Below are 24,907 nucleotides of genomic sequence, written 5' to 3'. Positions count from 1 at the left end.
ACCGAAACTCAGCGCAAGGTGCGGCTGCACACGCCAAGGTCGCCCAGCACCATACGGTAGTCGGACAATGCCTGCTGCTGTTCGGCATAGCTGCCCGAGATGTTGGCGCGGGCAGGGGGCAGGTTGGGCAGGAAGCAGGCAAGGCGATACCATTCGAGTGTATCGCGCTGGGGCGGATGGCCAACGTCCGCTACAAGTTCGGAAAAAGATACACCCCATACCGGCGCGGCGCCGGGTTCGTGGCGGACGGTGATCGAAGCCGCCGAATTGTCCCTGGTGGTGAAGAAAATCTGCGTCTCGCCCTGTCCGGCAAGATTGCCCGGTACATAGAGCAACTCGCGCACGCCGGTGATGTGTGCGGGCGCATCGGGCGAAACCAGCTCGCCCAGGATCGCGCGCAGCCGCGCTTCGCCCCGGACGGTCCACAGCTGCTGCGCGGTCGGCGTAACCAGCTGCAACTCGCCGGGCCTGCCCGGCACTGCACGAGCGAACAGGAACACGTCCTGCTTCTTCAGCTTGGCCGCCTTGCCGCGGGCGTCGAGCGGCAGGTCAACGAGATAGCTAACCGATTCGCCAAGCGGGGCCTTGCCGGTCAGCAACGCTTTGGTGTTCGCCTGAATATAAAAGCGGCCATGGCCCGGTGTCAGACCCGGTGCGCGGGCATCTTCGACCCGTACCATCTTCGCGATCTGCGCCTGCACGACCAGGCCTGCCGAATCGGCAAGGTCCGCCACATCGGCATAGGTTACCTCGTTAGACGCCGCAGGAAGTCCTCCGGGAGCCGCCTGGGCGCTCGCCATAACGGGAGCAAGCGCCAGATAGGCACCCGCCAGAAGCCCTGCAAGGTGCTGCGATTTGAAGGACATGAAGGATAATCTCCGTGGAAATGCGATGCCTTATAGCCGCAGTGCGGGCTATGCACAAAATTGCACTGGATCAAACTCACCTAACGCGGCATGAATTGTCCGTTAACACCCGCCACCGCGATAAGGCGTTGCGCAGGGAAGGCTTCACCGTTAAGAAGCCTGCAAAATGGGGCAAAAATACTAAAAAATGCCCCGCGGTTCGTCTTCCCGTCGGGTTCGTTCACGGGAAGGTAGACTGTCAGCCGTCAGGGTGGGTAATTGTAGTTTCGTCATGGATTCCTCCGTTCGGGGGAAGCCATGGGCGCCCTTGGACACGTCTTGTCGGGATTGGTTTCCGTCAGAAACGGTTCGGGGCTTGGTAATGGAGTGATGCGTCTGAATGGCTTACGCTGACCAGCAAATGAGCACCAACAAGATTGTTGCTCTTGTCATTGTCGCCTTGATCCACGTCTTCGTCGGCTATGCGCTTGTCACCGGCTTGGCCTACAAGGCGGCGCAACAGGTCATCAAGAAGGTGACCACCGTGGATATCAAGGAAGAGAAACCCAAGGAAGAGGAGCCGCCGCCGCCTCCGCCTGAACAACCCGATACGCCGCCGCCGCCCATCGTGGCGCCGCCGCCGCCTATCAATATTGCCCCGGCTCCGCCTCAGGTGGTGACGGTGCAGACTCCGCCGCCGGCACCGCCGCCGATGATCCAGACTGCGCCGCCGATTCAGGCTGCTCCTCCGCCTCCTCCCGGACCTTCGAAGGCCCGCGGTGTAAGGCCGAAGGGTCAGGCTGGCTGGGCTGGTCGCATCCAGTCGAACTACCCGACCCGGGCTGCGCGTGAAGAGCGCGAAGGCCGCGTGGGCGTTCGTGTCCAGATCGGTGCGGATGGCCGTGTCAGCGCCTGCTCGGTATCGAGCTCCAGCGGCAGCCCCGACCTCGATGAGGCGGCTTGCGACGGTATGACGCGTTATGCGCGTTTCGACCCGGCGCTTGACGACGGCGGCAATCCGGTCTCGTCGAATTATTCGACGGCGATCGTTTACAAGCTCAACTAACTCCAAGGCTGGTCCGGACGGCACCTTTTGGTCCTGACCTACTCCTGCATTCTTCTTGAGAGGTATATCGCATGCTTATCGTTGACATCCTTGCCGCCGGTGCGGGCGCGCCGCAGAACAAGTTCGGCTTCATGGAAGCCCTCGAACAGGGCGGTTTCATCGCCTACGCGACCGTGATCATCCTGGGCATCATGTCCTTCGGTTCGTTCTACATCCTGTTCACCAAGTGGTTCGAACAGTCGAAGATCCTGCGCCAGTTCAACACCATCCGCACGACCTTCTGGAAGGCGCCGACCCTGCGCGAAGGCGCTGCCAAGCTCGACAAGAACAGCGCCTGGCGCCAGCTCGTCGACGACGGCCTCGCCGCTGAAGACCAGCACGCCAAGATGACCGATTCGCTCGAAGCACACGACTGGCTGCACGGCTCGCTCGCTCGCTCGGAAGCAACCGTCAATTCGCGTCTCGCAGGCGGCCTGTCGTTCCTCGCTACCGTCGGTGCGACCTCGCCGTTCATCGGTCTGTTCGGTACCGTTGTCGGCATCTACCGCGCCCTGATCGCCATCGGTCTCGCCGGTTCGGCATCGATCGACAAGGTCGCAGGCCCGGTTGGTGAAGCACTGATCATGACCGCTCTCGGTCTGCTCGTCGCGGTTCCCGCGGTGCTTGCCTACAACTACCTGCAGAGCCGTAACAAGCGTATCGCCGAACTGCTCACCGGCTTCTCGAATGACGTTCTCGCGAACATCACTTCGAAGGGCGCCGTGAAGCCCGTTATCGGTTCCGCACCCGTGAAGCCCGTCGCTCCCAAGCCGGCTGCCGCTCCTCTCAAGTCGTAAGGAGCGCGGGAAGCGGGCCGGCCTTCCGGTCCGCCCCCCGTACGGGGAGATCGGCGGCGGTACGATGCATGCGAATGCCGTCGCCGGCCCCAAGGCAACGCAAGGATTAGGATAAGACTATGGCGATATCCACGGGCGGAGGCGGTGCAGACGCACCGATGTCCGACATCAACACGACGCCGCTCGTCGACGTCATGTTGGTGCTTCTGATCATCTTCCTGATTGCGGTTCCGGTCGCGATCCAGACGATCGAGAAGCTGCGCATTCCCGTCGTCGAAGCAGTCGAATCGAAGGACAAGGTCGAAAACCTTCTCCTCACCGTCTCGACCACCGACAGCGGCGGCCGTACGGCCGGAGAGCCCGGTTATCTGGGCGCCTCGCGCGGCGGCGAATGCCGTATCTACTTCAACAACGTCACTCCGGTCACCTCTGAAGAACTGCGCGACCAGGCTTTCAAGCGTCTCGATGCAATCGTGAAGCGTGAAGGTGGCCCGCAGGCTCTGATGTCGAACCCGGAGCTCATCCCGCAGGTCCACATCCGCGGCGACGTCCAGGCTCCCTGGCGCTGCGTGGCTGGTGCGATCTACAACGTTCAAGTCTCGGGTTACCCGACGGTTGGCTTCATCACCAACCCCGTCGACCCGAACGGCTGACGTAGGCAGGAACAGGAGTAACTTTCCATGGCAATGTCAGCGGGCAAAGATGATGGCTCCCCGATGATGGACATGAACACGACGCCGTTGATCGACGTCATGCTCGTGCTCCTCATCATGTTCATCATCACCATCCCGGTTGCGACCCACTCGATCGATATCGATCTGCCGGTCGCGACTCCTCCGACGGACACACCGCCGCCGATCGATCCGATCAAGAACAAGATCGTCCTGACCCAGGACAGCAAGATCTTGTGGAACGGCGTGCAGATCGACCAGAACGGTCTGGTCAACTCGCTGCAGGCCACCACCCGTATGGCCACCGAGCCGGAACTTCAGTTCCAGCCGGAACCGGAAGCCAGCTATGAGCTGTCTGCCCAGGTCCTGCAGGTGATCAAGGCGGCAAATGTCACGAAGTTCGGCTTCGTCGGCAACGAACAGTTCGCGAACTTCGGCAAGTAAGCCAAAGGTTCCAAGACTGGTCCCGCAAGGGACACCCAAAAGGGGCGGAGCGATCCGCCCCTTTTTTGTGTGTCTGCGAAGGTTGGCGGTAAAAACGCAATCTCAGGGCCCCAGACCCTTTCCCCTGGCGGCCTTTAGGTATGCCGGCGCTATGGCGCCGCGCTTCAGTTATCTGGCGAATCCACCCGCATGGCGACCGAAGCCAAACTCTCCGCCTCGAACAGCAGGTCGTCGTCCGCGGCCCCCGACGGCATGGTTTCCCGCCCGATCATCGACACTGCGGGGACAGACAGCGGGCTGATCCGCTCCAGCACGACATGGTCCACCTCGCGCGCGGCCCGGTCGAGAACGTCGGCAACGCGCGCCACATCGGTCATGCGTGCGCGGGCATCGGCCCATGCCGCCTCGATCAAGAGGTGATCCGGCTCGTACTTGCGCAGGACATCGTAGATGAGGTCGGTAGAGAATGTGACCTGCCGCCCCGACTTGCGCTTCCCTGGCTGCTGGCGCTCGACGAGACCGGAAATTACCGCAACCTCGCGAAAGGCGCGGCGTAGCAGGTACGATTGCTGCACCCAGTCGACAAACTCGTGCGTCAGGATATCGGGCGAGAGCAGCGCGGCCGGATCCTCCACCGCCTTCAGCCCCCATACGACCAGCGTATAGTCGGTGGCGACGAAACCGAGCGGGCCGAGCCCCCGGTCCTCCATGCGCCGGGTGATGAGCATCCCCAGCGACTGGTTCGCGTTCCATCCCTCGAACGTATAGTAGCTGGTATAGGCAAGGCCCCTGTGCGGAAAACTCTCCACCAGCAGCCGTCCGGGTGCGGGCATGTGCGAGCGCCAGTCCTGCACTTCCAGCCATTCGCGCACGTCGTCAGGAAAGCGCGCCCAGCCCGCACGGTCGGACAGCATCGAGCGAACCCGGTCAGCCAGATGGGTCGAGATCGGCATCCGCTGCCCGGAGTAGCTGGGGATCGTCGCGGACCGTTTCGCCGCGCGCACCACGAGTTCGAGGTCCTTCATCGATTCGACTTCTAGGTCCAGGCCGGCGAAGCGAAACGTGTCGCCCGGCTTCAGGCTGGCCCCAAAGCCTTCCTCCACCTTGCCCAGCGAGCGGCCGTTGCGGAAGCGCACATCGAGCATTTCGGCATCGACGATGATCCCGGCGTTCATCCGGTGGCGGGCGGCATGTTCAGGGTGGGTCAGCCGCCAGGTTCCGTCCTTCTCGCGCACGATGCGCCGGAAGCGGTCGTAGGAACGCAGCGCGTAGCCCCCGGTCGCCACGAATTCGAGCACGCGTGCGAACAGCGTCTCATCGACCCAGGCATACGGGAGCGACGACCGTACTTCGGCAAGCAGCGCGTCTTCGCGAAACGGTCTCGAGCAGGCGGCAGCCATGACGTGCTGGGCCAGCACGTCCAGCCCGCCGGGTCGGAACGGGTCGCCGTCGCGCTGGCCTTGGCGCACCGCCTCCTGCGCGGCGAAGGCTTCGAGGAATTCGAAGCGGTTGCCTGGCACCAGCACGGCCTTGCTGGGCTGGTCGAGCCGGTGGTTGGCGCGCCCGATCCTCTGCAACAGGCGCGACGAACCTTTCGGCGCCCCCATCTGCACCACAAGGTCGATATCCCCCCAGTCGATCCCCAGATCGAGACTGGCGGTACACACCAGCGCCCGCAGCTGGCCCTCGGCCATCGCGCCCTCGACCTTGGCCCTGGCCTCGCGGGAAAGTGACCCGTGGTGGATGCCGATCGGCAGGTTGCCGTCGTTCGCATTCCACAGTTCCTGGAAGATGTATTCGGCCAGAAACCGCGTGTTGGTGAAGATCAGCGTAGTGCGATGGGCACGGATCTGCTCGATGAGCTGGGGGATCGCCCAGGTCGCGGCATGGCCGCTCCACGGGATGCGCTCCTCGCGCGGGAGCAGGATGTCGACCTGCGGGTCGGCGCCCGGCTCGCCCACCACCAGTTCCACGCTGTCGATCTCACCCCAGGGCGCAAGCCAGCCGCGATACTCGTCCGGGTCCGCCAACGTCGCCGAAAGGGCGGCGCGCTGGAGTGCCGGGTTGATCGCCTGCAGCCGTGCCAGCGCCAGCGCCAGCAAGTCGCCGCGTTTGCCGGTGGCGAAGGCATGGACCTCGTCGATCACTACGCGCTGGAGGCCCGCGAACAATTCCGGCGCCTCGGGGTAGCTGAGCAGCAGCGATAGCGATTCGGGCGTGGTCAGCAGGACATGCGGCGGACGTGAGCGCTGACGGGCCTTGCGGTCTGACGAGGTATCCCCGCTTCGCGTCTCGACACGGATGGGCAGGCCAATCTCCTCGATCGGCGCGAGGAGGTTTCGCTGAACGTCTGTCGCCAATGCCTTGAGCGGTGAGACGTAAAGCGTGTGCAGGCCTTCGGGCACCTTTGTGCCGGCCAGTCGCGACGGGCAGAACGCGGCGAGCGTGGGGAGAAACCCCGAAAGCGTCTTGCCCGCGCCGGTATCCGCGACCAGCAGGGCATGGTTGCCCCTGTCGGCGGCAGCAAGCATCTCGCGCTGGTGCCGGCGGACCCGCCAGCCGCGCGCGTCGAACCAGTCGGCGATCTCCTGCGGGACAAGGCCTGGTTCGGTCATGCGGGGCGCGTCAGGTTGGGCATGTGGAGGAGCATATCGGCACGTATGGGGAAAAGCACCGTCGCCGCGCCGGTTGCGTGAAGTGTTTGAAGGGAAGACTCTGGGGCCATCGCGCCAGACCCATTTAATGTCGAGGTCATGCGTGAAGCTTCGTTTTGCGCTCACGTTAGAGGCGGGAGACATAATAGCCCGCGGCGCAGGGAGTGCTTTGGGATGCTGCGCGCGCCGCGACGACATCAAAGGGGTCTGGGGCGATGGTCCCAGGTCTTCATCCGGGCCTTCCCCTTCATCTTCCCCTGTTGCTACCCGCCCCGCGCCCAACTAAAGCGCGGCGATGACGAACTCCCGCCGCACTTTCGCGATCATCTCCCACCCGGACGCCGGCAAGACCACGCTGACCGAGAAGCTGCTGCTGCAAGGCGGCGCCATCCACCTTGCCGGACAGGTCAAGGCGCGCGGTGCTGCGCGGCGTGCGCGGTCGGACTGGATGAAGATCGAGCAGCAGCGCGGCATTTCCGTGACCAGCTCGGTCATGACGTTCGAGCGGACCGATGCGGACGGAAACACGATCACGTTCAACCTGCTCGATACGCCGGGCCACGAGGACTTCTCGGAAGATACCTACCGCACGCTGACGGCGGTCGATTCGGCGATCATGGTGATCGATGCCGCGAAGGGCATCGAGCCGCAGACGCGCAAGCTGTTCGAGGTGTGCCGCCTTCGTTCGCTGCCGATCATCACCTTCATCAACAAGGTGGACCGCGAGGGCCGGGCCTGCTTCGACCTGATGGACGAAGTGGCCGACATGCTGGCGCTCGACGTTTGCCCGATGTCCTGGCCGGTGGGCATGGGCGGTGTGTTCGAAGGCATTCTCGACATCGCATCGGGCCGCATCAGCCGTCCCGAGGGCCCGAGGAAGGAGTTTCTCGGGACCGTCGATGAAGGCGCAGCGCTCCCCGCCGAGGTGGCCGAGGAACTGGAACTGGCAATGGCTGGCTATCCCGAGTTCGACCTCGACGCCTATCGCGGCGGCGACCTGACGCCGGTCTACTTCGGCTCGGCGCTCAAGAATTTCGGCGTCACCGAGTTGATCGAGGCCATCGCTAACCTCGCGCCGCCGCCGCGTCCGCAGCCGTCCGAGCAGGGCACGATCGAGCCGGAAAACAAGGAGGTCACCGGCTTCATCTTCAAGGTGCAGGCCAACATGGATCCGATGCACCGCGACCGCATCGCCTTCATGCGGCTGGTTTCGGGCACCTTCAAGCGCGGCATGAAGCTGACGCCGTCGGGGCTGGGCAAGCCGATCGCGGTGCACTCGCCGATCCTGTTCTTCGCGCAGGACCGCGAACTTGCCGATAGCGCCGAGCCAGGTGACATCATCGGCATTCCCAACCACGGCACCCTGCGCGTGGGCGATACCCTGTCGGAGCGCAACGACGTGCGCTTCACCGGCCTGCCCAACTTCGCGCCGGAAATCCTGCGCCGCGTCCAGCTCAAGGACCCGACCAAGACCAAGCAGCTTCGCAAGGCGCTGGACGATCTTTCGGAAGAGGGCGTGATCCAGGTGTTCTACCCGGAACTCGGCTCGCAGTGGATCGTCGGCGTTGTCGGCCAGCTCCAGCTCGACGTGCTGATTTCGCGGCTTGAGGCCGAATACAAGGTCGAAGCCATGCTGGAGCCCTCGCCGTTCGACACCGCGCGCTGGCTCAAGGGCGACGACAAGGCGCTGCGCGATTTCGCCGACATCAACAAGATGAACCTGGCAAAGGACCGCGACGGCGATCCGGTATTCATGGCCCGGTCTGCCTGGGATGTGAACTACCAGCAGGAGCGCAATCCCGACCTGGCGTTCAGCGCCACCAAGGAGCGCTGAACGGCGCCTGAGCGGCCATGAGGGGAACCTGACAGGACGCTGGTGGATTGCTAGGCTATCCATCCAACGGGATACCCAGCGATTGCAGATCAAGTTCGCCAGCTACAACATTCACAAGGCCGTCGGGCTCGACCGGCGGCGCGATCCCGAGCGCATCCTGACGGTGCTGCGCGAGATCGATGCCGACGTGGTCGCCTTGCAGGAAGTCGATCGCCGTTACGGTCGGCGCATGGCGGTGCTGCCGCTCGATGCCATTCATGCCGGCACCCACTACGTGCCCGTGCCCCTCTCGATGAAGCCGGACAGCCTTGGCTGGCACGGCAATGCCCTGCTGGTCCGCAAAGGGATCGAGCTTATCGAGGCCGCGCCGGTGCCGCTGCCGGTACTGGAGCCGCGCGGCGCAATCCGCGCCGATCTTCGTATCGAGGGGCGGCGGATCCGGGTGGTCGGCATGCACCTCGACCTTTCAGGCCTGCGCCGCCGGCATCAGGTGCGCAGCGTGCTGTCGCACTGCACCGGATGCGGTGAGCATGTGCCGACGGTGATGATGGGCGATCTCAACGAATGGGCGCAGCGCGGTGGCTGTCTGCGCGAATTCGACGAAAGCTGGCGCGTGCTGGCGCCGGGCCGAAGTTTCCCCTCACGCCGGCCGATGGCGCTGCTCGACCGGATTATTGTGTCCAAGGAGTGGGAAGTCCTGGAAACCCAGGTCCATCACAGTCCGTTGTCGGCAGTAGGGTCGGACCATCTGCCGGTCGTTGCGTCTCTAAACATGCCTAAAATTTAGGCAACTGCTCATGAATCAGGCGACGGTACGTGTCGCCCGTGCGTTCGTCGGTATCGGCACGACTTGAATCGCCACATAAACTTGCCAGTTGGTAAATTGGCACACCCTTTGCATTGCGTATTCGCAGCCGGCGCTGGGGCCGGTGGCAAACAGGGGATAGGCATGAAGTTCATCATAGCCATCATCAAGCCCTTCAAGCTCGACGAAGTGCGTGAGGCGCTGGGGGCAATCGGCGTCGCCGGCATGACCGTTTCAGAGGTCAAGGGCTTCGGTCGTCAGAAGGGTCAGACGGAAATCTACCGCGGGGCCGAATATTCGACCAACATGCTGCCGAAGGTGAAGATCGAGGTCGCCGCACCTGACGATCTGGCACCCAAGATCGTCGAGACGATCCAGCAGGTCGCAAGCACCGAAGCCATCGGCGACGGTAAGATCTTCGTCCTCGACCTCGCTTCGGCTGTGCGGATCCGCACCGGCGAAGCCGGCGACACCGCGCTCTGAGGGGATTTCCATGATGAACCGCAAGATTTTCGGCGGCCTGGGTGCGACAGTCGCATCCCTCGCCGTCTCGACCACCGCTTTCGCGCAGGACGCCGTTCCGACCGTCGACAAGGGCGATACCGCCTGGATGATGACGTCGACCGTCCTTGTCTTCCTTATGATCCTGCCCGGCCTCGCGCTGTTCTACGGCGGTCTTACCCGCTCGAAGAACATGCTCTCGACGATGACGCAGATCGGCGCCGCAGCGGCGCTCGCCATGCTCATCTGGGTGATGTACGGCTATTCGATGGCCTTCGGTGAGGGCGGCAATGCGTTCGTCGCCGGCTTCGGCAAGGCGTTCCTTGCAGGCGTCACACCCGATTCGGTTTCGGGCACCATCCCCGAATACGTTTTCGTCTGCTTCCAGATGACCTTTGCGGCGATCACCGTCGCGCTGGTGCTGGGCTCGACGGTTGAGCGTATCAAGTTCTCGGCAGTCATGGTCTTCGCGGTCGTCTGGCTGACGATCGTCTACTTCCCGATCGCGCACATGGTCTGGGCTCCGACCGGCTACTTCTTCGGTCTGGGCGCTCTCGATTATGCGGGCGGCACCGTTGTCCACATCAATGCGGGCGTTTCGGCACTGGTTGCCGCGATCATCCTCGGCAAGCGCAAGGGCTTCCCGGCCGAGCCGATGCCGCCGCACTCGCTGACGCTGACCATGGTCGGCACCGGCCTGCTGTGGGTGGGCTGGTTCGGCTTCAACGCCGGTTCGGCTCTTTCGGCCAACGGCGCTGCCTCGCTCGCCATGATCAACACTTTCGTCGCAACTGCTTCGGCTGGTCTGTTCTGGATGCTCGCTGAGCGTCTGGCCGGTCACAAGGGGTCGGCCCTGGGCTTCTGCTCGGGTGTCGTTGCCGGTCTCGTTGCGGTAACTCCGGCTGCCGGCAACTCCGGTCCGTTCGGTGCGATCGTTCTGGGCGGCGTCGCCTCGCTCATCTGCTTCTTCGCGGTCAGCAAGCTCAAGCCGATGCTCGGCTATGACGATGCACTCGACGCTTTCGGTGTCCACGGCATCGGCGGTATCGTCGGCGCAATCGGCACCGGCATCGTCTATGCTCCCAGCCTGGGCGGCCCCGGCAAGGCGGACTTCGCGATGGGCTCGCAGTTGGTGATCCAGATCGAAGCGGTCCTTGCCACCGTCGTCATCGCGACGATCGGCACCGTGATCGCGATCTTCATCGCCAAGGCAATCACCGGCCTGCGCGTCACTCCCGAAGTCGAAGCCGACGGCCTCGACATCGGTGAGCACGGCGAGCGCGCCTACAACTAAGTTCACGTTTTCTACAGTTTGGCGGCGGCGGGTACTTCCTCCTCTCCTCCCACCCGTCGTCGCCAACCGATGTTCCTCCTGCGAACACAAACTTCATAAAGGCCGGAGCCAGCCGCTCCGGCCCTTTTTTTGTCCGCGCAGCGCGGGTTTTTTTCGAAAACCTTTGTCGCGGTCCCGCGCTTGTGAAAGGCTGGGTTTCGGTTCAGCAGGTTCGGGAAGCGGGGGGCGCATGAAGTACGTCACGGCCATCATCAAACCGTTCAAGTTCACCGAGGTGAAGGAAGCGCTGAGCGCGGCCGGAGTTTCCGGCGTCACGGTTTCGGAAGTAAGCGGCTGCGGTCGGCAGAAGGGCCAGACCGAAGTCTATCGCGGCGCCGAATATGCATCGAGCATGTTGCCCAAGATACGCCTGGAGGTCGCTGTGCCTGATTCGCTCGCGGAAAAGGTGGCCGAGATCATCCGTCAGCACGCCAACAACGACGAGATCGGTGACGGCAAGATCTTCGTATTCGAACTGGCGCAGGCGGTACGTATCCGCACCGGCGAGCAGGGCGACGACGCGCTGTGACGCATCGCCGCCCGGATTGTTCAGCCGCGGGCGGCGAGCATGTCGATCAACTCGCGAATCGGTGAAACGTCATAGCCGGCCGCGTTGGCTTTCGAGGCGATCACGGCAGGGCTGTCACCGGCCTTTGCGCGGGCAAGCGCCCACAGCAGCGTAGACCGGGTGCCTGACCGGCAATAGGCGAGCACAGCCCCCTCGGCGTCAAGCGCCGTTGCCATCGCATCGACCTGTGCCTGGCTGAAACCGGCGTGAGTCACGGGAATCGCGACGTAATCGATTCCGGCCGCGCGGGCTGCGGTCTCGATGTCGCCGCCGGGCGTCTGATCGTCGCTTTCGCCTTCGGGGCGGTTATTGATAATCCGGACGATTCCGAGCGCTTTGGCCTCTTCGATGGCATCGGTGCCGATCTGCGGGCTGGCGAAGACGGTGTCGGTGATCTGGCGGAACATGGCGCACACTCTCTAGGAATCGATTTTCAGGGCCGAAGGCAAGGCATCGGGCTTGCGGCCATCAAGCCGCTTCGGACAGAACAGGCAAGCCAATTCACCGCTAGAAATCGAATGTTTCACCGTTGTGGGCCTAAAACGCGGCGCATTTCCGTTCGCAATCGACTTTGGACTCGTGTAAGAGCCGTGATCGCAGGAAAGCGCTGGGCCTTGCTCAGTTCTTTGCCTGGCGTCCGGCGTGCTACGTCCACGCGTCCGGGCGAATGCTTATGGGGCGCAGCGAAGGTACGTTCGTAGACATGGGTTTTGACAGAGGTCGTCGCGGAAGGGGACGCGACAAGCGGGATCGGTTTGGCGAGGACGAGTTCGACCCGTTCTTTGCCGGACAGGATCGTTTCGGCGGCGGCGGCGGAGGCGGTGATCGCTTCGGCGGCGGCGGTGGCGGTGGCGGCGGAATGCCTGCCCAGGTTGTCGGCCAGGGTCGCGGCGTCGTTAAGTTCTTCAACGCGGCAAAGGGCTTCGGCTTCATCCAGCGCGATGAAGGCGGCGACGATGTGTTCGTTCACATCAGCTCGGTCGAACGTGCAGGCCTCGAAGGCCTTGCGGAAGGCCAGCAGCTTGAATTCCAGCTTGTCGATCGCGGCGGCAAGATCTCGGCCACGGACCTTTCGGTCGTGGGTGACGTGATCGCCGTTGCCAAGCGCGAGCCGGAAGCACCGCAGCGCCAGCTGACGGGCGAGAAGGCGACCGGCACGGTCAAATTCTTCAATTCCATGAAGGGCTTCGGCTTCATCACGCGTGATGACGGCCAGCCGGATGCGTTCGTGCACATCAGTGCGGTGGAACGCTCGGGCATGTCCGGCCTGAACGAAGGTGACCGGGTTGAGTTCGACATCGAGGTGGATCGACGAGGCAAGTACTCGGCGGTCAACCTGACGGCGCTCCAGGCCTGACCCCGACAGCACTTCCCCCGGTCGTTTGACCGGGCGACTGCAAACGTCTAAATGCGCGCAAATGGCGGCCCGGTAGGGCCGCCATTTGTCGTTTGCGATCTCCACGTGATGAATTTGTTTCGAGGATAACCGACATGTCGATCACCCCGCTGATGCCCGTATACCCCCGGTGCGGCGTGCGCCCCGTTCGCGGTGAGCATTGCCATCTCGTCAGCGAGGACGGCCGCCGTTTCCTCGACTTTGCCAGCGGCATAGCCGTCAATGCCTTGGGCCATTCGCACCCCGGCCTGATCGGCGCGATCCAGAAGCAGGCCGAGACGCTGATGCACGTCTCCAACCTATACGGCAGCCCCCAGGGTGAGGCTGTTGCCCAGCGCCTCGTCGATCTGACCTTCGCGGACACTGTATTCTTCACCAATTCGGGCGCCGAAGCGGTCGAATGCGCGATCAAGACAGCGCGCGCCTATCACCAGTCGGCGGGCAACGAGGACAAGTTCGAACTTATTACTTTCAACAACGCCTTTCACGGCCGGACGCTGGCGACCATCAGCGCCTCCAGCCAGGAAAAGATGCACAAGGGCTTCCTGCCATTGCTGCCGGGCTTCAAGTACGTCGAATTCAACGATCTGGAGGCGGCCAAGGCAGCCATTGGTCCCAATACGGCGGGCTTCCTGGTCGAACCGATCCAGGGCGAAGGCGGTATCCGCATCGCCACTGATGAATTCCTCGGCGGCCTGCGGGCGCTGTGCGACGAACACGACCTGATGCTGGTGCTGGACGAAGTGCAGAGCGGCGTCGGCCGCGCCGGCACGCTTTACGCCTATGAACAGTACGGCATCACCCCGGACATCATGGCGACCGCGAAGGGCATCGGCGGCGGCTTCCCCGTCGGCGCATGCCTCGCCACTGAAAAGGCGGCGCGCGGCATGGTCGCCGGCACGCACGGCTCGACGTATGGCGGCAATCCCTTCGCGATGGCCGCGATCGGCGCCGTTCTCGACGTGATGTCCGAAGAGACGTTCATGGCGGACGTGCGCGCCAAGGGAGAACGGCTAAAGGCGCGGCTCGAGCAGTTCATCGGCAATTATCCCGATCTGTTTGAACTGGTGCGCGGACGCGGCCTGTTCATCGGCCTCAAGATGAAGGTCGAACCGCGGCCGTTCGTTGCCCACATGCGCGACAATCACCAGTTGCTCACCGTTTCGGCGGGCGACAATGTGGTGCGGATCATCCCGCCGCTGGTGATCGACGACAGCCACATCGACGAATTCATGGAAAAGCTCTCGGCGGCAGCAGCCAGCTACCAGCCGGAGGGGGCCGCCTGATGGCGAAGGATTTCCTTGGTCTGTCGGATGCCGGCGGCGACGTAGTCGCGGCTATGATCAACGACGCCATAGACCGCAAGGCTGCGCGCCATGGGTGGCCCAAGGCGCGGCCCGATGCCGATGCGCCGCTGGCCGGCCATGTGCTGGCGATGATCTTCGAGAAGAACTCGACGCGCACGCGCGTTTCGTTCGACATGGCGATGCGCCAGCTTGGCGGATCGGCGCTGATCCTGGAAGCAGGCAGCACGCAGATCGGCCGGGGTGAAAGCATCGCCGATACCGCGCGCGTGCTCAGCCGCATGGTCGATGCAATCATGATTCGCACCGACGATCACGCCAAGATCGAGGAACTGGCCCATTATGCCGAGGTTCCGGTGATCAACGGCCTGACCGATCTGTCGCACCCGTGCCAGATCGTGGCCGACCTGCTGACCGTGGTGGAGCGCGGTTTCGCGTTGCCGGGGTTGCAGCTGGCGTGGCTGGGCGATGGCAACAACGTCGCCAATTCCCTGATCGAGGCGGCCGGCCTGATGAAGTTCACGATCCGCATCGGCGGTCCTGCGGGTTACGAGCCGGATGCTGGTTTCGTCGCCCGTGCACGCGCAGCCGGCGGCGAGGTGATCCTGACGCAGGATGCACGCCAAGCAGTGGCGGGAGCGCAGGTTGTCGTCACGGACACCTGGGTTTCCATGGGCCAGGCAGGCGGCGACGCGCACGTTGCGGCGATGCAGCCCTATCAGGTCAACAGTGCTCTGATGGCAGCGGCGGATCCCGCTGCGATGTTCCTTCACTGCCTGCCCGCACACCGGAACGAGGAAGTGACCGATGAGGTCATGGACGGTCCGCAGTCGGCTGTCTGGGACGAGGCCGAGAACCGCCTGCACGCCCAGAAGTCGGTGCTGCTCTGGGCACTCGGCAAGCTGTGACCGAGGACGATCTGCTACGCCGCGACGACACCGGCTTCGACCGGGTACTGGCCTTCACCGTGCCCGCACGTCACGTCCGTGGCCGCGTTGTGCGGCTCGGTCCGGTGCTGGAGACGGTGCTGTCGGCGCATGACTATCCCAAGGCGGTCAAGCATGTGCTGGCGGAGGCGCTGGTGCTTACCGCGCTGATGGGCTCGCTGCTCAAGGAGGACGGCGCGCAGCTTACCTTCCAGGCGCAGGCCGAAGGCGGTGCGGTGGATCTTCTGGTCTGCGACTATCGCGGCGGAGAAATTCGCGGCTACCTGCGCCATGATCCCGACAAGGTCGGTGCGCTTGAGGAGGATTGCTCGCTCGAGGCGATCTTCGGCACCGGCTACCTGGCGATCACCTTCGACCTCGCCGTCAGCAATGAACGCTATCAGGGCGTGGTGCCGCTGGAGGGCACTTCGCTTGCCCATGCCTGCGAGAACTACTTCGCGCAGTCCGAGCAGGTCCCTACCCTACTGCGGGTTGCAGTCCGCTCCAATGGACTGCGCTGTACCGCAGGCGGCCTGCTGGTGCAGCACCTGCCCGAGGGTGAAGAAGGCCGGGAACGGCTTCACGCAAAGGAAGACTACCGGGACTGGGAGCACGTTTCGGTCATGGCCGGCAGCGTTCAGGAAGCCGAGCTGGTCGATCCCGTGCTCAACCTTGAGCAACTGCTGTGGCGGCTGTTCCATGAGGAAGAGGAAGTACGGGTTGACCCGCTTGAGCCGCTCGAGCGGGGATGCCGTTGCAGCGTGGAGCATTACCGGTCGATCCTGTCGAGTTTCCCGGAAGACCAGCGCGCCGAGATGCGCGATGAGGATGGGACGATCCCGGTCGATTGCGCATTCTGTTCGAAGATACTGCGCGTTTCGGCTTAAGTTGCCGTAGGCGCGCGGCTTGAATTCGCGGCCTGGTCTACCGATACTATGACGGCAGGTTGGGTGCGAAATCAAGGGAACGACATTGAGAGCCGCTATTTCAGCGCTGACGCTGGCAGTCTTTGCCGCGATTGCGGTTCCGGCACATGGCCAGAAGCCGTCGCTTGGCATGCTCGACGAACTTGATCGTGGAGGCTGGGAGCTGCGGGAGCGCGGGGGGGACGCATCCGTGCACAACATCTGCCTCGACAATGCGCGTCGCCTGATTCAGCTGCGCCACCCCGGTGTGCCATGCAGCAGCGTAGTGGTGGAGGATAGCGCCGTGCAGGTCACGGTGCAGTATACCTGCCGTGGCCAGGGCTACGGCCGTACCCGGATTCGGCGCGAGACGAATCGGCTGATCCAGATCGATACCCAGGGCATCGTCAATGGACTGCCGTTCTCGTACTCGGCAGAGGGCCGCAAGACGGGCGCATGTCACAGTTCATGATTGCCGTTGCCCGGCGGCAGGGGTAGCGGATCGAATATGCAGGAAACGACATCTCCCGAACCGAAGCAGGCGGTTGTGCTGCTCTCCGGCGGCCTTGATTCCATGGTCTCGGCGGGCATCGCGCGCGAGCAGGGCTTCGCGGTCAACGCGCTTACCATCGACTATAACCAGCGCCACCGGCGCGAGCTTGATGCTGCGGCGGATATTGCCCGCTTCATTGGCGCCAGGCGCCATGTCGTGATGCCGCTCGACCTTCGCCAATTTGGCGGGTCGGCGCTGACAGACGATATCGAGGTGCCAAAGGAGGGCGTGGGGGCCGATATCCCGGTCACGTACGTGCCCGCCCGCAATCTTGTATTCCTGTCGCTCACCCTGGCATGGGCGGAGGCGATCGGCGCGAACGACATCTTCATCGGCGTTAATGCACTGGATTATTCGGGCTATCCTGATTGCCGGCCGGAATTTATCTCCGCTTTCGAGAACATCGCGGCCCTTGCCACGAAAGCCGGCGCGGAAGGGCAGGTACTGCGCATCCATGCGCCGCTTCAGTTCATGGGCAAGGCGGATATAGCCCGCGAAGCGGACCGTCTCGGGCTTGACCCAGGCATGAGCTGGTCGTGCTACGATCCGCAGCCGGATGGCACCGCCTGCGGCCTGTGCGACAGTTGCCGCTTGCGCAAGGCGGGTTTTGCCGATGCAGGACTGATTGATCCCACGCCGTACTCCGCCTGATAATTTCTGGATAGCCAATACAAAAAGCCCCGCAGCGCGACGAGCGCTGCGGGGCTTTTTGTATTGGCGTCTGCGGTGTTTACCCACTGACCAATACCGGGGATCAACGGCAAAAGAAAAGGGGGCCGGATTGCTCCGACCCCCCAATCTTGACCGTTGCCGGTTCGCTTACATGCCCGAACCGGGACCGTAAGTGATCTCGACGCGGCGGTTCTGCAGCTCGCGCACACCGTCAGCGGTGGGAACGCGCGGGTTGGCTTCACCGAATGCCTGGCTCGAGATCGAGCCATCGGGGATGCCATGACCGGTGAGGTACGAACGGACCGCACCGTTACGACGCTCAGACAGGCCCAGGTTGTACTTCGGCGTACCCGAGCGATCGGTGTAGCCTGCAAGCATGATGGGAACGCTGTCGCAGTTGCCGTAGGCGCTGACTGCGCTGTCCAGAATGGTCGCGGCTTCCGGCGTGATGTCCGACTTATCCCAGTCGAAGAACACGATGTACGGACCCTTGTTGCATTCCACAACCGGCGGCGGCGGCGGAGGCGGGGGCGGCGGCGGAGCTGCCGGTTCGCCGAAGTTGTACGCCAGGGTACCCATCAGCGAGTGCGAGCGCCAGCGAGTGCCGATGCTGTCGCCAGCAGGGCTGACCAGGTCGACGTTGGCGACGTTCATGAAGCGATACTTCAGACCCACATCAACGTGCGAGCTGAGCGGAGCGCGGATACCCGCGATCGCCTGCCATGCGAAGCCGCTGTCCGAATCGTCGATGACGTCGGCGTGAACGCGGGCAACACCGGCACCACCGCCGACAAAGCCCTGAAGGCCGTCGTCGGGACCGAAGTCGAGCAGGCCATTGACCATGAACGACAGGTTGCTGGCGTCAGCGCCACCGGAATTCTTGATCTTGGCCTGGCGATAGCTGGCTTCGGTTTCAAGACGGAAGGGACCGAAGTCGTAGCCGAGAACGGCGCCGCCATCGAAGCCCTTCTTGAAGTCGATCGAATCGGCGTTCTTGACACCGTTGATTGCGACGTTGGAGTCTTCGACGATCATGCCGCCGAAGTCGAGTTGCAGATACCATGAATTGTCGCGCGCGAGCGCGGGCGTGGCAATGGCTGTCGAAGCCAGTGCCAGACCAAGGACGAGTTTCCTCATACGTTTCCCCTACAGAGAGATTTGGAGCCACCGAGTGCGAGAGTGTCTAGCCCCTCGGCATTCCGTGTGCAAGCGCACATTGAGCCCGACTGTTGCAAGAATGTCGCGATTCCGGGGGCTTGGGGGCGACTTGCGACCTCAATGTTCGAAACCTCTGACACCCTGTAGGACCTTTGTTTTTTGCACCGGTTATGCCGATGGGAGAATACCCAAGGCTTGAAGAGCAGCGATCAGATCATTGATCGCAGCCCGAGCCTCCCCATCAACAATCAATCCTCCAAGTGGTTCCACGAGAAGCGAAGCTTTTCTCCAGGAACCGAAAAACAGCATCTCGCATCCTGAGGAAATGTCGAACACGCGCATGCCATTGCGGGGTGACACGAAGGCCCAGGCATTGCCCCGGCGCGTGGCGATTTCGGCATCGTGGCCTTCCCAATCGCCGGATGCGCCGGTGCCGATGAGCCACGCTTCATCGCCTACGCTATTTTCTGGAGGTGAGGCACTTTCACCCGTCACTGCGCAATGCAGGAGGGTGTCGGCCTGCGTGAGTGCCTCGTTCACGAAAATTTCTTTTTGTGCCTGCCCTGCATGAAGCAGGGGCAGGGCGAAGCGAGGCGTGGCATTTGCGAAGATCAGATTATCGGTCATCGGGGAATTCCTGTCGAAATCAGGGGAGAGTGCAGAGCAGCAGCGGATGCGAAAGTGCGTGAGTGCCCTGCTGGCGAACATGCAGCGCGCTTCCCGGCGCCAGCATGGCCAGCCGGGTTAGCGTCACCGCATCGATCGTCAGGCTGGGGGTATCGGTCGCCCAGGCGGCAAGCGGGGCGTCGAATGCGCCCAGGGTTATAAGATAGCGCTCCGCCTGCTCGACCAGGGGCACGTCGACTTCGTCCTGCCATGGCCAGCCGCCGCGAGCGCGGCGCGTCCATGACACGGTGCGGGCGCCGTCCTGCGACATGACGGTGCGCGGATGGACGGGCGCAAGCGGCCGCAAGGTGATGCCGCCGAGAAGCACCGGGGCAGCGAAAGGTTCGGTGTCTTGGCGCGCCAATGCCACTACCTGCCTGCTGGGGTCGGAACCCAAGGTACCCGAATCGAGCGCGGTGAGCCGGGCATCGAGCAGTGCGAAACTTTCGTTCTCGCCGTGGGTGTCGACGGCGGCCTCCGTCCCGCCGCGTCCCCGCAGGAGGCCGTCGATTCGCCAGAGGCCATTGCCGAGCGCTGTTGCCTTGGCGAACTGCACGATCTCCTCGCCGACGAGAGCAAGATCGGCGCCGTCGGCAAGTTGGCGCGTGTCGGCCCCGGCAAGCCGCATATCGGGATCGACCAGCGAGACGAGCAGGTTGGAGCCGCGGTCGAACAGAAGTGGGTTGGCGGCAGGCAGCACTGACCGCGCGGTGCCGATGGTCGCCCGTGTGCGCCCACTGGCACCGAGGGGCAGCAACTGGCCGTCGCCGCGGTCGGCGTAAAGCGCTGCGCCGTTCCAGTTCGCGCTGGTGCCGGAAGCGGCGGCGAATGCGCGGGCGCGGTCCGGCGCGCCCGAAGGTCCATCAAGCGGCAGTTCGAAGGCCATGAGCCGGGTTTCGGCCAGCGGTACGTCAAGGGGCGGGTTGCCGCGTCCGGGGTCCGAACCGAGGAGGGGCGCAGCATCGGCGCCGGTGGGAAGCGCTCTTTCCAAGGCCAGTTCGACGCCGCTTTCGCGCCATTCCCATTCGCGCACGCGCCACAGGCCGGCGATGCCGGGCAAGGCGACCAGAGCGCCGGGCGCTACGCCGGGGTCCAGTTCGCTGGTGCGCCATGAAATACGGTCGCGGCTCCAGTCTACCCGCCGGGCGGTGCGTTCGATGAGCATCCGTGCGGTCGCGGCATCCAGCGCGGCGGGCAGATCCAGGGTGGCCGGTTCGCCCGGCGCGGGCTGGCCGGACGGGCGCTGCACGCTGGCCTGATAATCGCGCCCTACATCATAATAGCGCAGGATTGCCGCAGGGCGGTCGGACTGGGGGGCGCGGCGGCGGGTGAAGCCGGCGCCGCCCCCGAAATCGTCGTCGCCGGTAGCTGCCGCCGGTTCGGCCAGCGTGATCGCCGCTTCCTGCCGGCGTTCCCGCGCGATGAAAAGAGTATCGCCGCCTGCGTCGATTTCCAGGGGCATGACCTGTTCGAACACCTCAAGGTCGGTCGCGGGCGATCCTTCGCTGCTGTAACCGGCCATGCCGTCAAGCGGGACGGACGCATCTATGCCCTCGATCACTTCGCCGATCACGGTCTGAAGGTCGAAACGCTCGTCGGCGATCACCTCGAAGGTGAGCGAGGGTATGCGGTTGTAGAATTCGGAAAGGTCGAGATCCTCGAACACCACGTATGCAAGGTCGCGGTGAGCGGGGCAGTATCGTTCGCCCTCCGCCGCGGCGATCAGCGGGTCGACAGGCTGGTCGCCGGCACCGGTATGGACGCGCATCGTGCCGCCTGCCTTGAGGTCTCCTTCCGCGCCGCGCAGCAGCTTGCCGTCGGCCCAGATGCGGCCGATGCCAAGGATCGGGCGGCTCGCCAGCGCGACCGCGAAGTTGGCGGTGTAGCTGTAGGTGGTGAGCGCGGGCGCGCCTTTGCCGGTGCCTTGCAGTTCGCTGTGTTCGACCAGTTCGGTGGCCCAGATGATCGAGCCGGCGACGCGCATCCGGCCGAAATGGCGCGGCAGGATCTGGCCGTAGCTGGAGGTGGTCACCGCCAGCTCCTTGAGGCGGGGGCCTTGCCGCGCGGAGGGACCGAACAGGGCGCTGTCGAACTGGCGGCCGACGAGCGAGCCGATGGCTCCGCCGACGGGGCCGCCCAGCATCGTGCCCAGGCTGCTGAAAACGAGGGTCGCCATGTCAGGTCCTTGTGAGATCGGAGGTGGGGAGCAGGCGCCAGTGACCCGCGACCGGCCATTCGCCGGGAAGCGGGCCGAGCACGACCTTGCGCAGTCCGGCATGGGCATGAACCACCGACCGCGCGGTGGCGGCGATGGCCATGTGGAACTGGCAGGGCGACGGGCGCAGCATCAGCACGTCGCCGGGGCGGATCGGACCGTTTGCCGCCGTCATGCCAAGGTCAGCTACGATTCGCGCGGTATCCGGCATGGCGCGGCTGCGCAGCGCATAGCGGGCCGGCAAGGGCGCATCACGACCCAGCGCCGAGCATGCGGCGGACAGCACGCCCACGCAGTCCAGCCCTGTCTGCGGATCGCGGCCGTGAAGGCGAAAGCGCGTGCCCACCAGTTCCAGTGCGGCCGCTGCCAGTGTGTCCGGGGTCATTGGCCGGGTCTCGGGTAACGGGTGAGCATGTCGTTGCCGGGCAGGAAGGGTTCGCCCCGGAAGTTCACCGCATTGCCGAATCGGTCGGCGCACGTGCCCAGCGTATGGTCGCAGCCTTCGCGAAGGCGCGCGCGGGTGCCGATGGGGATCGTCTCGTCCAGGGGCACGTCAAGGACGAGGCCGCCTGATTCGCCCGGTCCCATCACGCCCGTGACCACGCCCGTCTGCGGCCCGTCCAGCCAGTGTACCGTTCCTCCGGCATGGAGGTCGGCGCCGGGCGCGCCTTCGAATATCGCCGCGTTGGCCAGCGCATCAATGGCGGAAAGGCGGACGTTGCGCGTGAAATGCTGCGGATTGAGATTGCAGCCCGGCCCGCAAAAGACGGCGCGGCAGGCCGGGCTGGTGCGAGGCACGGGATCGCGCCACAACTGCGCCTTGCGCGAGATCAGCTCGGCGGCAAATGCGCCGTCCTCCTCGGTCATGGCGCCGATGGTACCGGCGTAGAGAATCTCCCGCACCCCGGTTTGCCAGTCGACGAGGCCGATGCGTACTTGCGCCCGGTCGAACCGGCCAGAGGCGAGGTCTTCGCTGGCGATTGCCTCATGCGTGATGGAGCCGCGCACTTCGGCGCTGTCGGCCTCGAAATCCGCCGACTTGCGGATGGCGCTGGGCACCATGCCGGGCGAGGCGCGGTGCAGCACGCCGTCCAGCCACAAGTCGCGGTCGTGGGTGGTGAAGCCCAGCGTCACGCCGTCGCGGCGCGCGATGCGCCAGAAGGTGGCCACCGTTTCGAGGTCACCGGCGAACCACGTCCTGCTCATGATGCCTCCCGGATTTCGACGATGGGCACGCTGGGCGCCTCACCGGCGGCAAAGGCCGCGCCCGATACTTCGAGGCTGTCCTCGGCGAATCGCACCGGCACGTCGAACAGGAAGCCTGCGCAGATGGTCGAACCGGCGGCGGGCGGCTCGTCGAACACGACGGTGCCGTGCTCGCCCAGCGTCCAGGTGCCGACCTGAAGCGCGCCGTTCACCGAGACGAACATCGCCGCGAAATCGGGCCGGGTGATCCGCCGCACTTGCGCTGCCTCGCCGCTGCCGTAGCGTTTCACCAGCGCGAATTCGCAGGCCAGCCCATCACCGATGCCGATCTCCTGATCCATCGGGCCGGGCGTGCCGACCATGGCGTTGGAGCTGTGATCGCTGGGGTCGCGCAGGCGAAACCCGCGCGCGGGGCCTCGGCGGGCGCGGAAGAAGGCGAGGAGTTCGCCCAGTTCCGCTTCCGAACGGACGCCGGGGCCGACATCGAAGCGCAGCCGCGCGTTCGACCACAGAGAGTTGCGCCGCTCGAACCCCGAGGCGGCGACCGATACGCTGGTCGAGAATTCCGGTGTCACCGTCGCATCGCGGCCGAGCGCGAGGGGGTAGAGCACGTCGTCGAAGGCCTGCATGGGGTCGGCTCCTGATTGCGGGGATTGCGGCAGGCGGACGTATCCGTCGCGCGCGACTTGCGGCAGCGCCCAGACCACGATCTCGTGCGGGGCGCGGGTGAGGGCCTCGTCGATACCGGCGTCGATGTGTCGCCACTGGTCGCTCTGCGCGGGGGAAAGGACGAAGCCGGCGAGGTAGTCCTGCTGGTGCGGGGGATAGCCCAGCCGGGCGTCGACTTCGGCATAGGCCTTGCGGCGGTGGCCATCGGCGCCGGCGGTGAGCCAGTCGTAGTCCTCCACCTGCAGGCGGTCGAAGGCGGGGGCGGCCCAGCCCAGCGGCAGGTTCGCGCGTTTGAGTTCGGGCATGTCGGGCGCGAGCAGGGTGGGGGTGAAGACCAGCGCCAGCGCCTCGACCGGGGCAGGGGCCACGGCGGCGCGAACGGCGGAGACGAGGCCTGCGGTGGATGCGGCCAGCAGCGCGCCCGCTTGATCGAGCAGCGCGGTCTGCGCTTCGTCCAGCGGCAGGCGCATGTCGGGGATGGCGCGGGGCGATCCGCCGAAAAGGGCGCGCGCGGCGTCGTCGTAAAGGTGGATGCGGCCGTTGGCCAAGGTCCACCACCAGGGCTCGCCGACCTGGAAGCGGACCGGGGCACCGGCCTCGGCCATCAGTGCGGCGAATGCGGCGCCGACGGACTGGAGCCACGCCATCGCCGCTTCGTTGGCGGGCGAGAGCAGCGTCGAGGGCGGGTCCCAGCCGGTCAGGGCCGGATTGCCGTCCAGATCGCGCTGCTTCCAGTCATCGGGGCAGTGCTGGTCGAGCAGTTCGTACGATAGCGAGGCGACCGGGCTGAAACCCTGGCCCACGCATTCGGCGAAGAAGGCGCGGTGCCATGCGCGGGTCGGGGCGTTGAGCGGATCGCCCCCCTGTCCGGCGAGGAATGCACCGCCTGCGCCCATGAGCCGGAAGTAATGGCTCATGCCCAGGTAATGGACCACCGATCCGCGATAGCCGAGCTGGCACACGCTGCGCAGCAGGCGCGCGGGCGTCTGCACGCCCTGATCGTCGAAGCCGGTGGCGATGGCGAGGCCGGTGGCGGGGACCATGACATCGCCGATTTCCAGCATCGCCCGCGCGCCGTCAGCGGCGATTTCGGTCATCTCGATCCAGCCTTCCGCCTCGGCGGGCAGGGGATCGGCGCTGGCGCCGTCGTAGCCGGGCGGGGCAAAGGAGATGAACATCCGCTCGATGGCGCCGGGCCAGACGCGGTCGGCGTCAGCAGGCAGCGAGAAACCGCCGTCGAGCGCAGAGAAGTTCAGCGAGATCAGGGCATCCTCGCCCGTCCCTTGGGCATAGTTCCACAGCCGCACGTACCATGTGTGCGGGGCGCCGGCGGCGTCCTTGCCCTCGATCGTCAGCGTGGGGCCGTTGACCGCGTCCAGCGGGACGATCCCGGACGAGCGCCAGCGCAGCCGCAGCGACGTGTGGGCATAATCGCGGTCGGTGCGGTAGGCGAGCAGCGGGTGGTCAAGCGTGTCCGCGCTGTCCCAGATCAGGCCGCCAAGGTCGGCCCGGCGCAGGAATGCGGCGTCGACGCGCAGCGCATCGGGCGCGGTCGACACCACGCTGGCCATCATCGGGCGCGGGAAGTTGACGGTCCAGAAGCGCGGATCGAAACGCATGATCCAGTCGCTGGCCTGACCTTCGCGTTTTGCGGCGAGCCAGAATGCCATGGGGTTTCTC

General features: G+C 64.7%; 24 protein-coding genes. 15 read left to right on the top strand and 9 right to left on the bottom strand.

Features of this window, described 5'->3' with window-relative positions; translation table 11 throughout:
• Positions 1-8: 8 nt before the first annotated feature.
• Positions 9-866, bottom strand: a complete 858-nt coding sequence (locus tag V474_RS13880) for a hypothetical protein (RefSeq protein WP_059152025.1) — start codon at positions 864-866, stop codon at positions 9-11.
• A 379-nt stretch (positions 867-1,245) separates the two neighbouring features.
• Here V474_RS13880 and V474_RS13875 point away from each other — a divergent pair, with 379 nt between their 5' ends.
• From V474_RS13875 to V474_RS13860, 4 genes are all read left to right on the top strand, one after another.
• Positions 1,246-1,911, top strand: a complete 666-nt coding sequence (locus tag V474_RS13875; protein ID WP_059152024.1) for an energy transducer TonB — start codon at positions 1,246-1,248, stop codon at positions 1,909-1,911.
• 71 nt (positions 1,912-1,982) lie between these two features.
• Positions 1,983-2,747 (top strand): MotA/TolQ/ExbB proton channel family protein, encoded by a 765-nt coding sequence (locus tag V474_RS13870; protein ID WP_059152023.1) that lies wholly within the window; start codon positions 1,983-1,985, stop codon positions 2,745-2,747.
• Positions 2,748-2,866: 119 nt separating this feature from the next.
• Positions 2,867-3,400 (top strand): ExbD/TolR family protein, encoded by a 534-nt coding sequence (locus tag V474_RS13865; protein WP_201786033.1) that lies wholly within the window; start codon positions 2,867-2,869, stop codon positions 3,398-3,400.
• A gap of 27 nt (positions 3,401-3,427) precedes the next feature.
• Positions 3,428-3,862: an ExbD/TolR family protein gene (locus V474_RS13860; protein ID WP_043977207.1), complete on the top strand. Its 435-nt coding sequence runs from the start codon at positions 3,428-3,430 to the stop codon at positions 3,860-3,862.
• Positions 3,863-4,026: 164 nt separating this feature from the next.
• Here the strand turns inward: V474_RS13860 and V474_RS13855 are convergent, their stop codons facing one another.
• Complete coding sequence (locus V474_RS13855; protein ID WP_059152022.1) at positions 4,027-6,477, bottom strand: ligase-associated DNA damage response DEXH box helicase; 2,451 nt, start codon at positions 6,475-6,477, stop codon at positions 4,027-4,029.
• Positions 6,478-6,811: 334 nt separating this feature from the next.
• On the opposite strand from V474_RS13855, the gene V474_RS13850 reads away from it, so the two are divergent.
• The 5 genes from V474_RS13850 (at position 6,812) to V474_RS13830 (ending at position 11,518) form a co-directional block, all read left to right on the top strand.
• Entirely contained in the window at positions 6,812-8,350 is a 1,539-nt protein-coding gene (locus V474_RS13850; protein ID WP_059152021.1) for a peptide chain release factor 3, read from the top strand.
• Positions 8,351-8,432: 82 nt separating this feature from the next.
• Positions 8,433-9,137 carry an endonuclease/exonuclease/phosphatase family protein gene (locus V474_RS13845; protein ID WP_059152020.1) on the top strand — a complete coding sequence of 235 codons (705 nt, stop codon included), beginning with the start codon at positions 8,433-8,435 and terminating at the stop codon, positions 9,135-9,137.
• Between the two features lie 162 nt (positions 9,138-9,299).
• On the top strand, positions 9,300-9,638 hold the full coding sequence (locus V474_RS13840; protein ID WP_007687500.1) for a P-II family nitrogen regulator: 339 nt from the start codon (positions 9,300-9,302) through the stop codon (positions 9,636-9,638).
• A 13-nt stretch (positions 9,639-9,651) separates the two neighbouring features.
• Complete coding sequence (locus tag V474_RS13835) at positions 9,652-10,950, top strand: ammonium transporter (protein WP_059152163.1); 1,299 nt, start codon at positions 9,652-9,654, stop codon at positions 10,948-10,950.
• A gap of 229 nt (positions 10,951-11,179) precedes the next feature.
• Entirely contained in the window at positions 11,180-11,518 is a 339-nt protein-coding gene (locus V474_RS13830; protein WP_059152019.1) for a P-II family nitrogen regulator, read from the top strand.
• Positions 11,519-11,538: 20 nt separating this feature from the next.
• Here the strand turns inward: V474_RS13830 and V474_RS13825 are convergent, their stop codons facing one another.
• Entirely contained in the window at positions 11,539-11,964 is a 426-nt protein-coding gene (locus V474_RS13825) for a TIGR01244 family sulfur transferase (RefSeq protein WP_059152018.1), read from the bottom strand.
• A gap of 296 nt (positions 11,965-12,260) precedes the next feature.
• On the opposite strand from V474_RS13825, the gene V474_RS26885 reads away from it, so the two are divergent.
• From V474_RS26885 to queC, 6 genes are all read left to right on the top strand, one after another.
• Positions 12,261-12,914 (top strand): cold-shock protein, encoded by a 654-nt coding sequence (locus V474_RS26885; RefSeq protein ID WP_059152162.1) that lies wholly within the window; start codon positions 12,261-12,263, stop codon positions 12,912-12,914.
• A gap of 134 nt (positions 12,915-13,048) precedes the next feature.
• Positions 13,049-14,239 carry an aspartate aminotransferase family protein gene (locus tag V474_RS13815; RefSeq protein ID WP_059152017.1) on the top strand — a complete coding sequence of 397 codons (1,191 nt, stop codon included), beginning with the start codon at positions 13,049-13,051 and terminating at the stop codon, positions 14,237-14,239.
• Positions 14,239-15,165, top strand: coding sequence for an ornithine carbamoyltransferase (gene argF, locus V474_RS13810; RefSeq protein WP_059152016.1), 927 nt, complete (start codon positions 14,239-14,241; stop codon positions 15,163-15,165). Before V474_RS13815 ends, argF begins: the two co-directional genes overlap by 1 nt.
• Positions 15,162-16,070: an Hsp33 family molecular chaperone HslO gene (gene hslO, locus V474_RS13805; protein ID WP_059152015.1), complete on the top strand. Its 909-nt coding sequence runs from the start codon at positions 15,162-15,164 to the stop codon at positions 16,068-16,070. Before argF ends, hslO begins: the two co-directional genes overlap by 4 nt.
• Before the next feature lie 169 nt (positions 16,071-16,239).
• Positions 16,240-16,560 (top strand): hypothetical protein, encoded by a 321-nt coding sequence (locus V474_RS13800; RefSeq protein ID WP_330219644.1) that lies wholly within the window; start codon positions 16,240-16,242, stop codon positions 16,558-16,560.
• A 36-nt stretch (positions 16,561-16,596) separates the two neighbouring features.
• Complete coding sequence (gene queC, locus V474_RS13795; RefSeq protein ID WP_059152013.1) at positions 16,597-17,292, top strand: 7-cyano-7-deazaguanine synthase QueC; 696 nt, start codon at positions 16,597-16,599, stop codon at positions 17,290-17,292.
• Positions 17,293-17,460: 168 nt separating this feature from the next.
• On the opposite strand, the gene V474_RS13790 is transcribed toward queC, so the two are convergent.
• From V474_RS13790 to V474_RS13765, 6 genes are all read right to left on the bottom strand, one after another.
• A complete protein-coding gene (locus tag V474_RS13790) occupies positions 17,461-18,450 on the bottom strand; it encodes an OmpA family protein (RefSeq protein ID WP_059152012.1) in 990 nt (329 codons plus the stop codon).
• Between the two features lie 189 nt (positions 18,451-18,639).
• Positions 18,640-19,098 (bottom strand): DUF2793 domain-containing protein, encoded by a 459-nt coding sequence (locus V474_RS13785; RefSeq protein WP_059152011.1) that lies wholly within the window; start codon positions 19,096-19,098, stop codon positions 18,640-18,642.
• 19 nt (positions 19,099-19,117) lie between these two features.
• Positions 19,118-21,313 carry a phage tail protein gene (locus tag V474_RS13780; RefSeq protein WP_059152010.1) on the bottom strand — a complete coding sequence of 732 codons (2,196 nt, stop codon included), beginning with the start codon at positions 21,311-21,313 and terminating at the stop codon, positions 19,118-19,120.
• A gap of 1 nt (position 21,314) precedes the next feature.
• Positions 21,315-21,737, bottom strand: a complete 423-nt coding sequence (locus tag V474_RS13775) for an NlpC/P60 family protein (RefSeq protein WP_059152009.1) — start codon at positions 21,735-21,737, stop codon at positions 21,315-21,317.
• Entirely contained in the window at positions 21,734-22,558 is an 825-nt protein-coding gene (locus V474_RS13770) for a DUF2163 domain-containing protein (protein ID WP_059152008.1), read from the bottom strand. The genes V474_RS13775 and V474_RS13770 overlap by 4 nt, the downstream gene beginning before the upstream one ends.
• Positions 22,555-24,897, bottom strand: coding sequence for a DUF2460 domain-containing protein (locus V474_RS13765; RefSeq protein WP_059152007.1), 2,343 nt, complete (start codon positions 24,895-24,897; stop codon positions 22,555-22,557). Before V474_RS13765 ends, V474_RS13770 begins: the two co-directional genes overlap by 4 nt.
• Between the last annotated feature and the right edge of the window lie 10 nt (positions 24,898-24,907).

The organism is Novosphingobium barchaimii LL02 (genome assembly GCF_001046635.1).
Taxonomy (GTDB): Bacteria; Pseudomonadota; Alphaproteobacteria; order Sphingomonadales; family Sphingomonadaceae; genus Novosphingobium; species Novosphingobium barchaimii.
This window is presented reverse-complemented; position numbering and strand designations above follow the sequence as displayed.

Bases quoted from the DNA above. Each gene is read 5' to 3' on its own strand.
- V474_RS13790 (WP_059152012.1), bottom strand. From the start codon at position 18,450: ATGAGGAAACTCGTCCTTGGTCTGGCACTGGCTTCGACAGCCATTGCC.
- V474_RS13835 (WP_059152163.1), top strand. From the start codon at position 9,652: ATGAACCGCAAGATTTTCGGCGGCCTGGGTGCGACAGTCGCATCCCTC.
- V474_RS13800 (WP_330219644.1), top strand. From the start codon at position 16,240: ATGCTCGACGAACTTGATCGTGGAGGCTGGGAGCTGCGGGAGCGCGGG.
- argF (WP_059152016.1), top strand. From the start codon at position 14,239: ATGGCGAAGGATTTCCTTGGTCTGTCGGATGCCGGCGGCGACGTAGTC.
- queC (WP_059152013.1), top strand. From the start codon at position 16,597: ATGCAGGAAACGACATCTCCCGAACCGAAGCAGGCGGTTGTGCTGCTC.
- V474_RS26885 (WP_059152162.1), top strand. From the start codon at position 12,261: ATGGGTTTTGACAGAGGTCGTCGCGGAAGGGGACGCGACAAGCGGGAT.
- V474_RS13840 (WP_007687500.1), top strand. From the start codon at position 9,300: ATGAAGTTCATCATAGCCATCATCAAGCCCTTCAAGCTCGACGAAGTG.
- V474_RS13780 (WP_059152010.1), bottom strand. From the start codon at position 21,313: ATGGCGACCCTCGTTTTCAGCAGCCTGGGCACGATGCTGGGCGGCCCC.
- V474_RS13880 (WP_059152025.1), bottom strand. From the start codon at position 866: ATGTCCTTCAAATCGCAGCACCTTGCAGGGCTTCTGGCGGGTGCCTAT.
- V474_RS13815 (WP_059152017.1), top strand. From the start codon at position 13,049: ATGTCGATCACCCCGCTGATGCCCGTATACCCCCGGTGCGGCGTGCGC.
- V474_RS13825 (WP_059152018.1), bottom strand. From the start codon at position 11,964: ATGTTCCGCCAGATCACCGACACCGTCTTCGCCAGCCCGCAGATCGGC.
- V474_RS13875 (WP_059152024.1), top strand. From the start codon at position 1,246: ATGGCTTACGCTGACCAGCAAATGAGCACCAACAAGATTGTTGCTCTT.
- V474_RS13865 (WP_201786033.1), top strand. From the start codon at position 2,867: ATGGCGATATCCACGGGCGGAGGCGGTGCAGACGCACCGATGTCCGAC.
- V474_RS13785 (WP_059152011.1), bottom strand. From the start codon at position 19,098: ATGACCGATAATCTGATCTTCGCAAATGCCACGCCTCGCTTCGCCCTG.
- V474_RS13870 (WP_059152023.1), top strand. From the start codon at position 1,983: ATGCTTATCGTTGACATCCTTGCCGCCGGTGCGGGCGCGCCGCAGAAC.
- V474_RS13860 (WP_043977207.1), top strand. From the start codon at position 3,428: ATGGCAATGTCAGCGGGCAAAGATGATGGCTCCCCGATGATGGACATG.
- V474_RS13775 (WP_059152009.1), bottom strand. From the start codon at position 21,737: ATGACCCCGGACACACTGGCAGCGGCCGCACTGGAACTGGTGGGCACG.
- V474_RS13770 (WP_059152008.1), bottom strand. From the start codon at position 22,558: ATGAGCAGGACGTGGTTCGCCGGTGACCTCGAAACGGTGGCCACCTTC.
- V474_RS13830 (WP_059152019.1), top strand. From the start codon at position 11,180: ATGAAGTACGTCACGGCCATCATCAAACCGTTCAAGTTCACCGAGGTG.
- V474_RS13855 (WP_059152022.1), bottom strand. From the start codon at position 6,477: ATGACCGAACCAGGCCTTGTCCCGCAGGAGATCGCCGACTGGTTCGAC.
- V474_RS13765 (WP_059152007.1), bottom strand. From the start codon at position 24,897: ATGGCATTCTGGCTCGCCGCAAAACGCGAAGGTCAGGCCAGCGACTGG.
- V474_RS13850 (WP_059152021.1), top strand. From the start codon at position 6,812: ATGACGAACTCCCGCCGCACTTTCGCGATCATCTCCCACCCGGACGCC.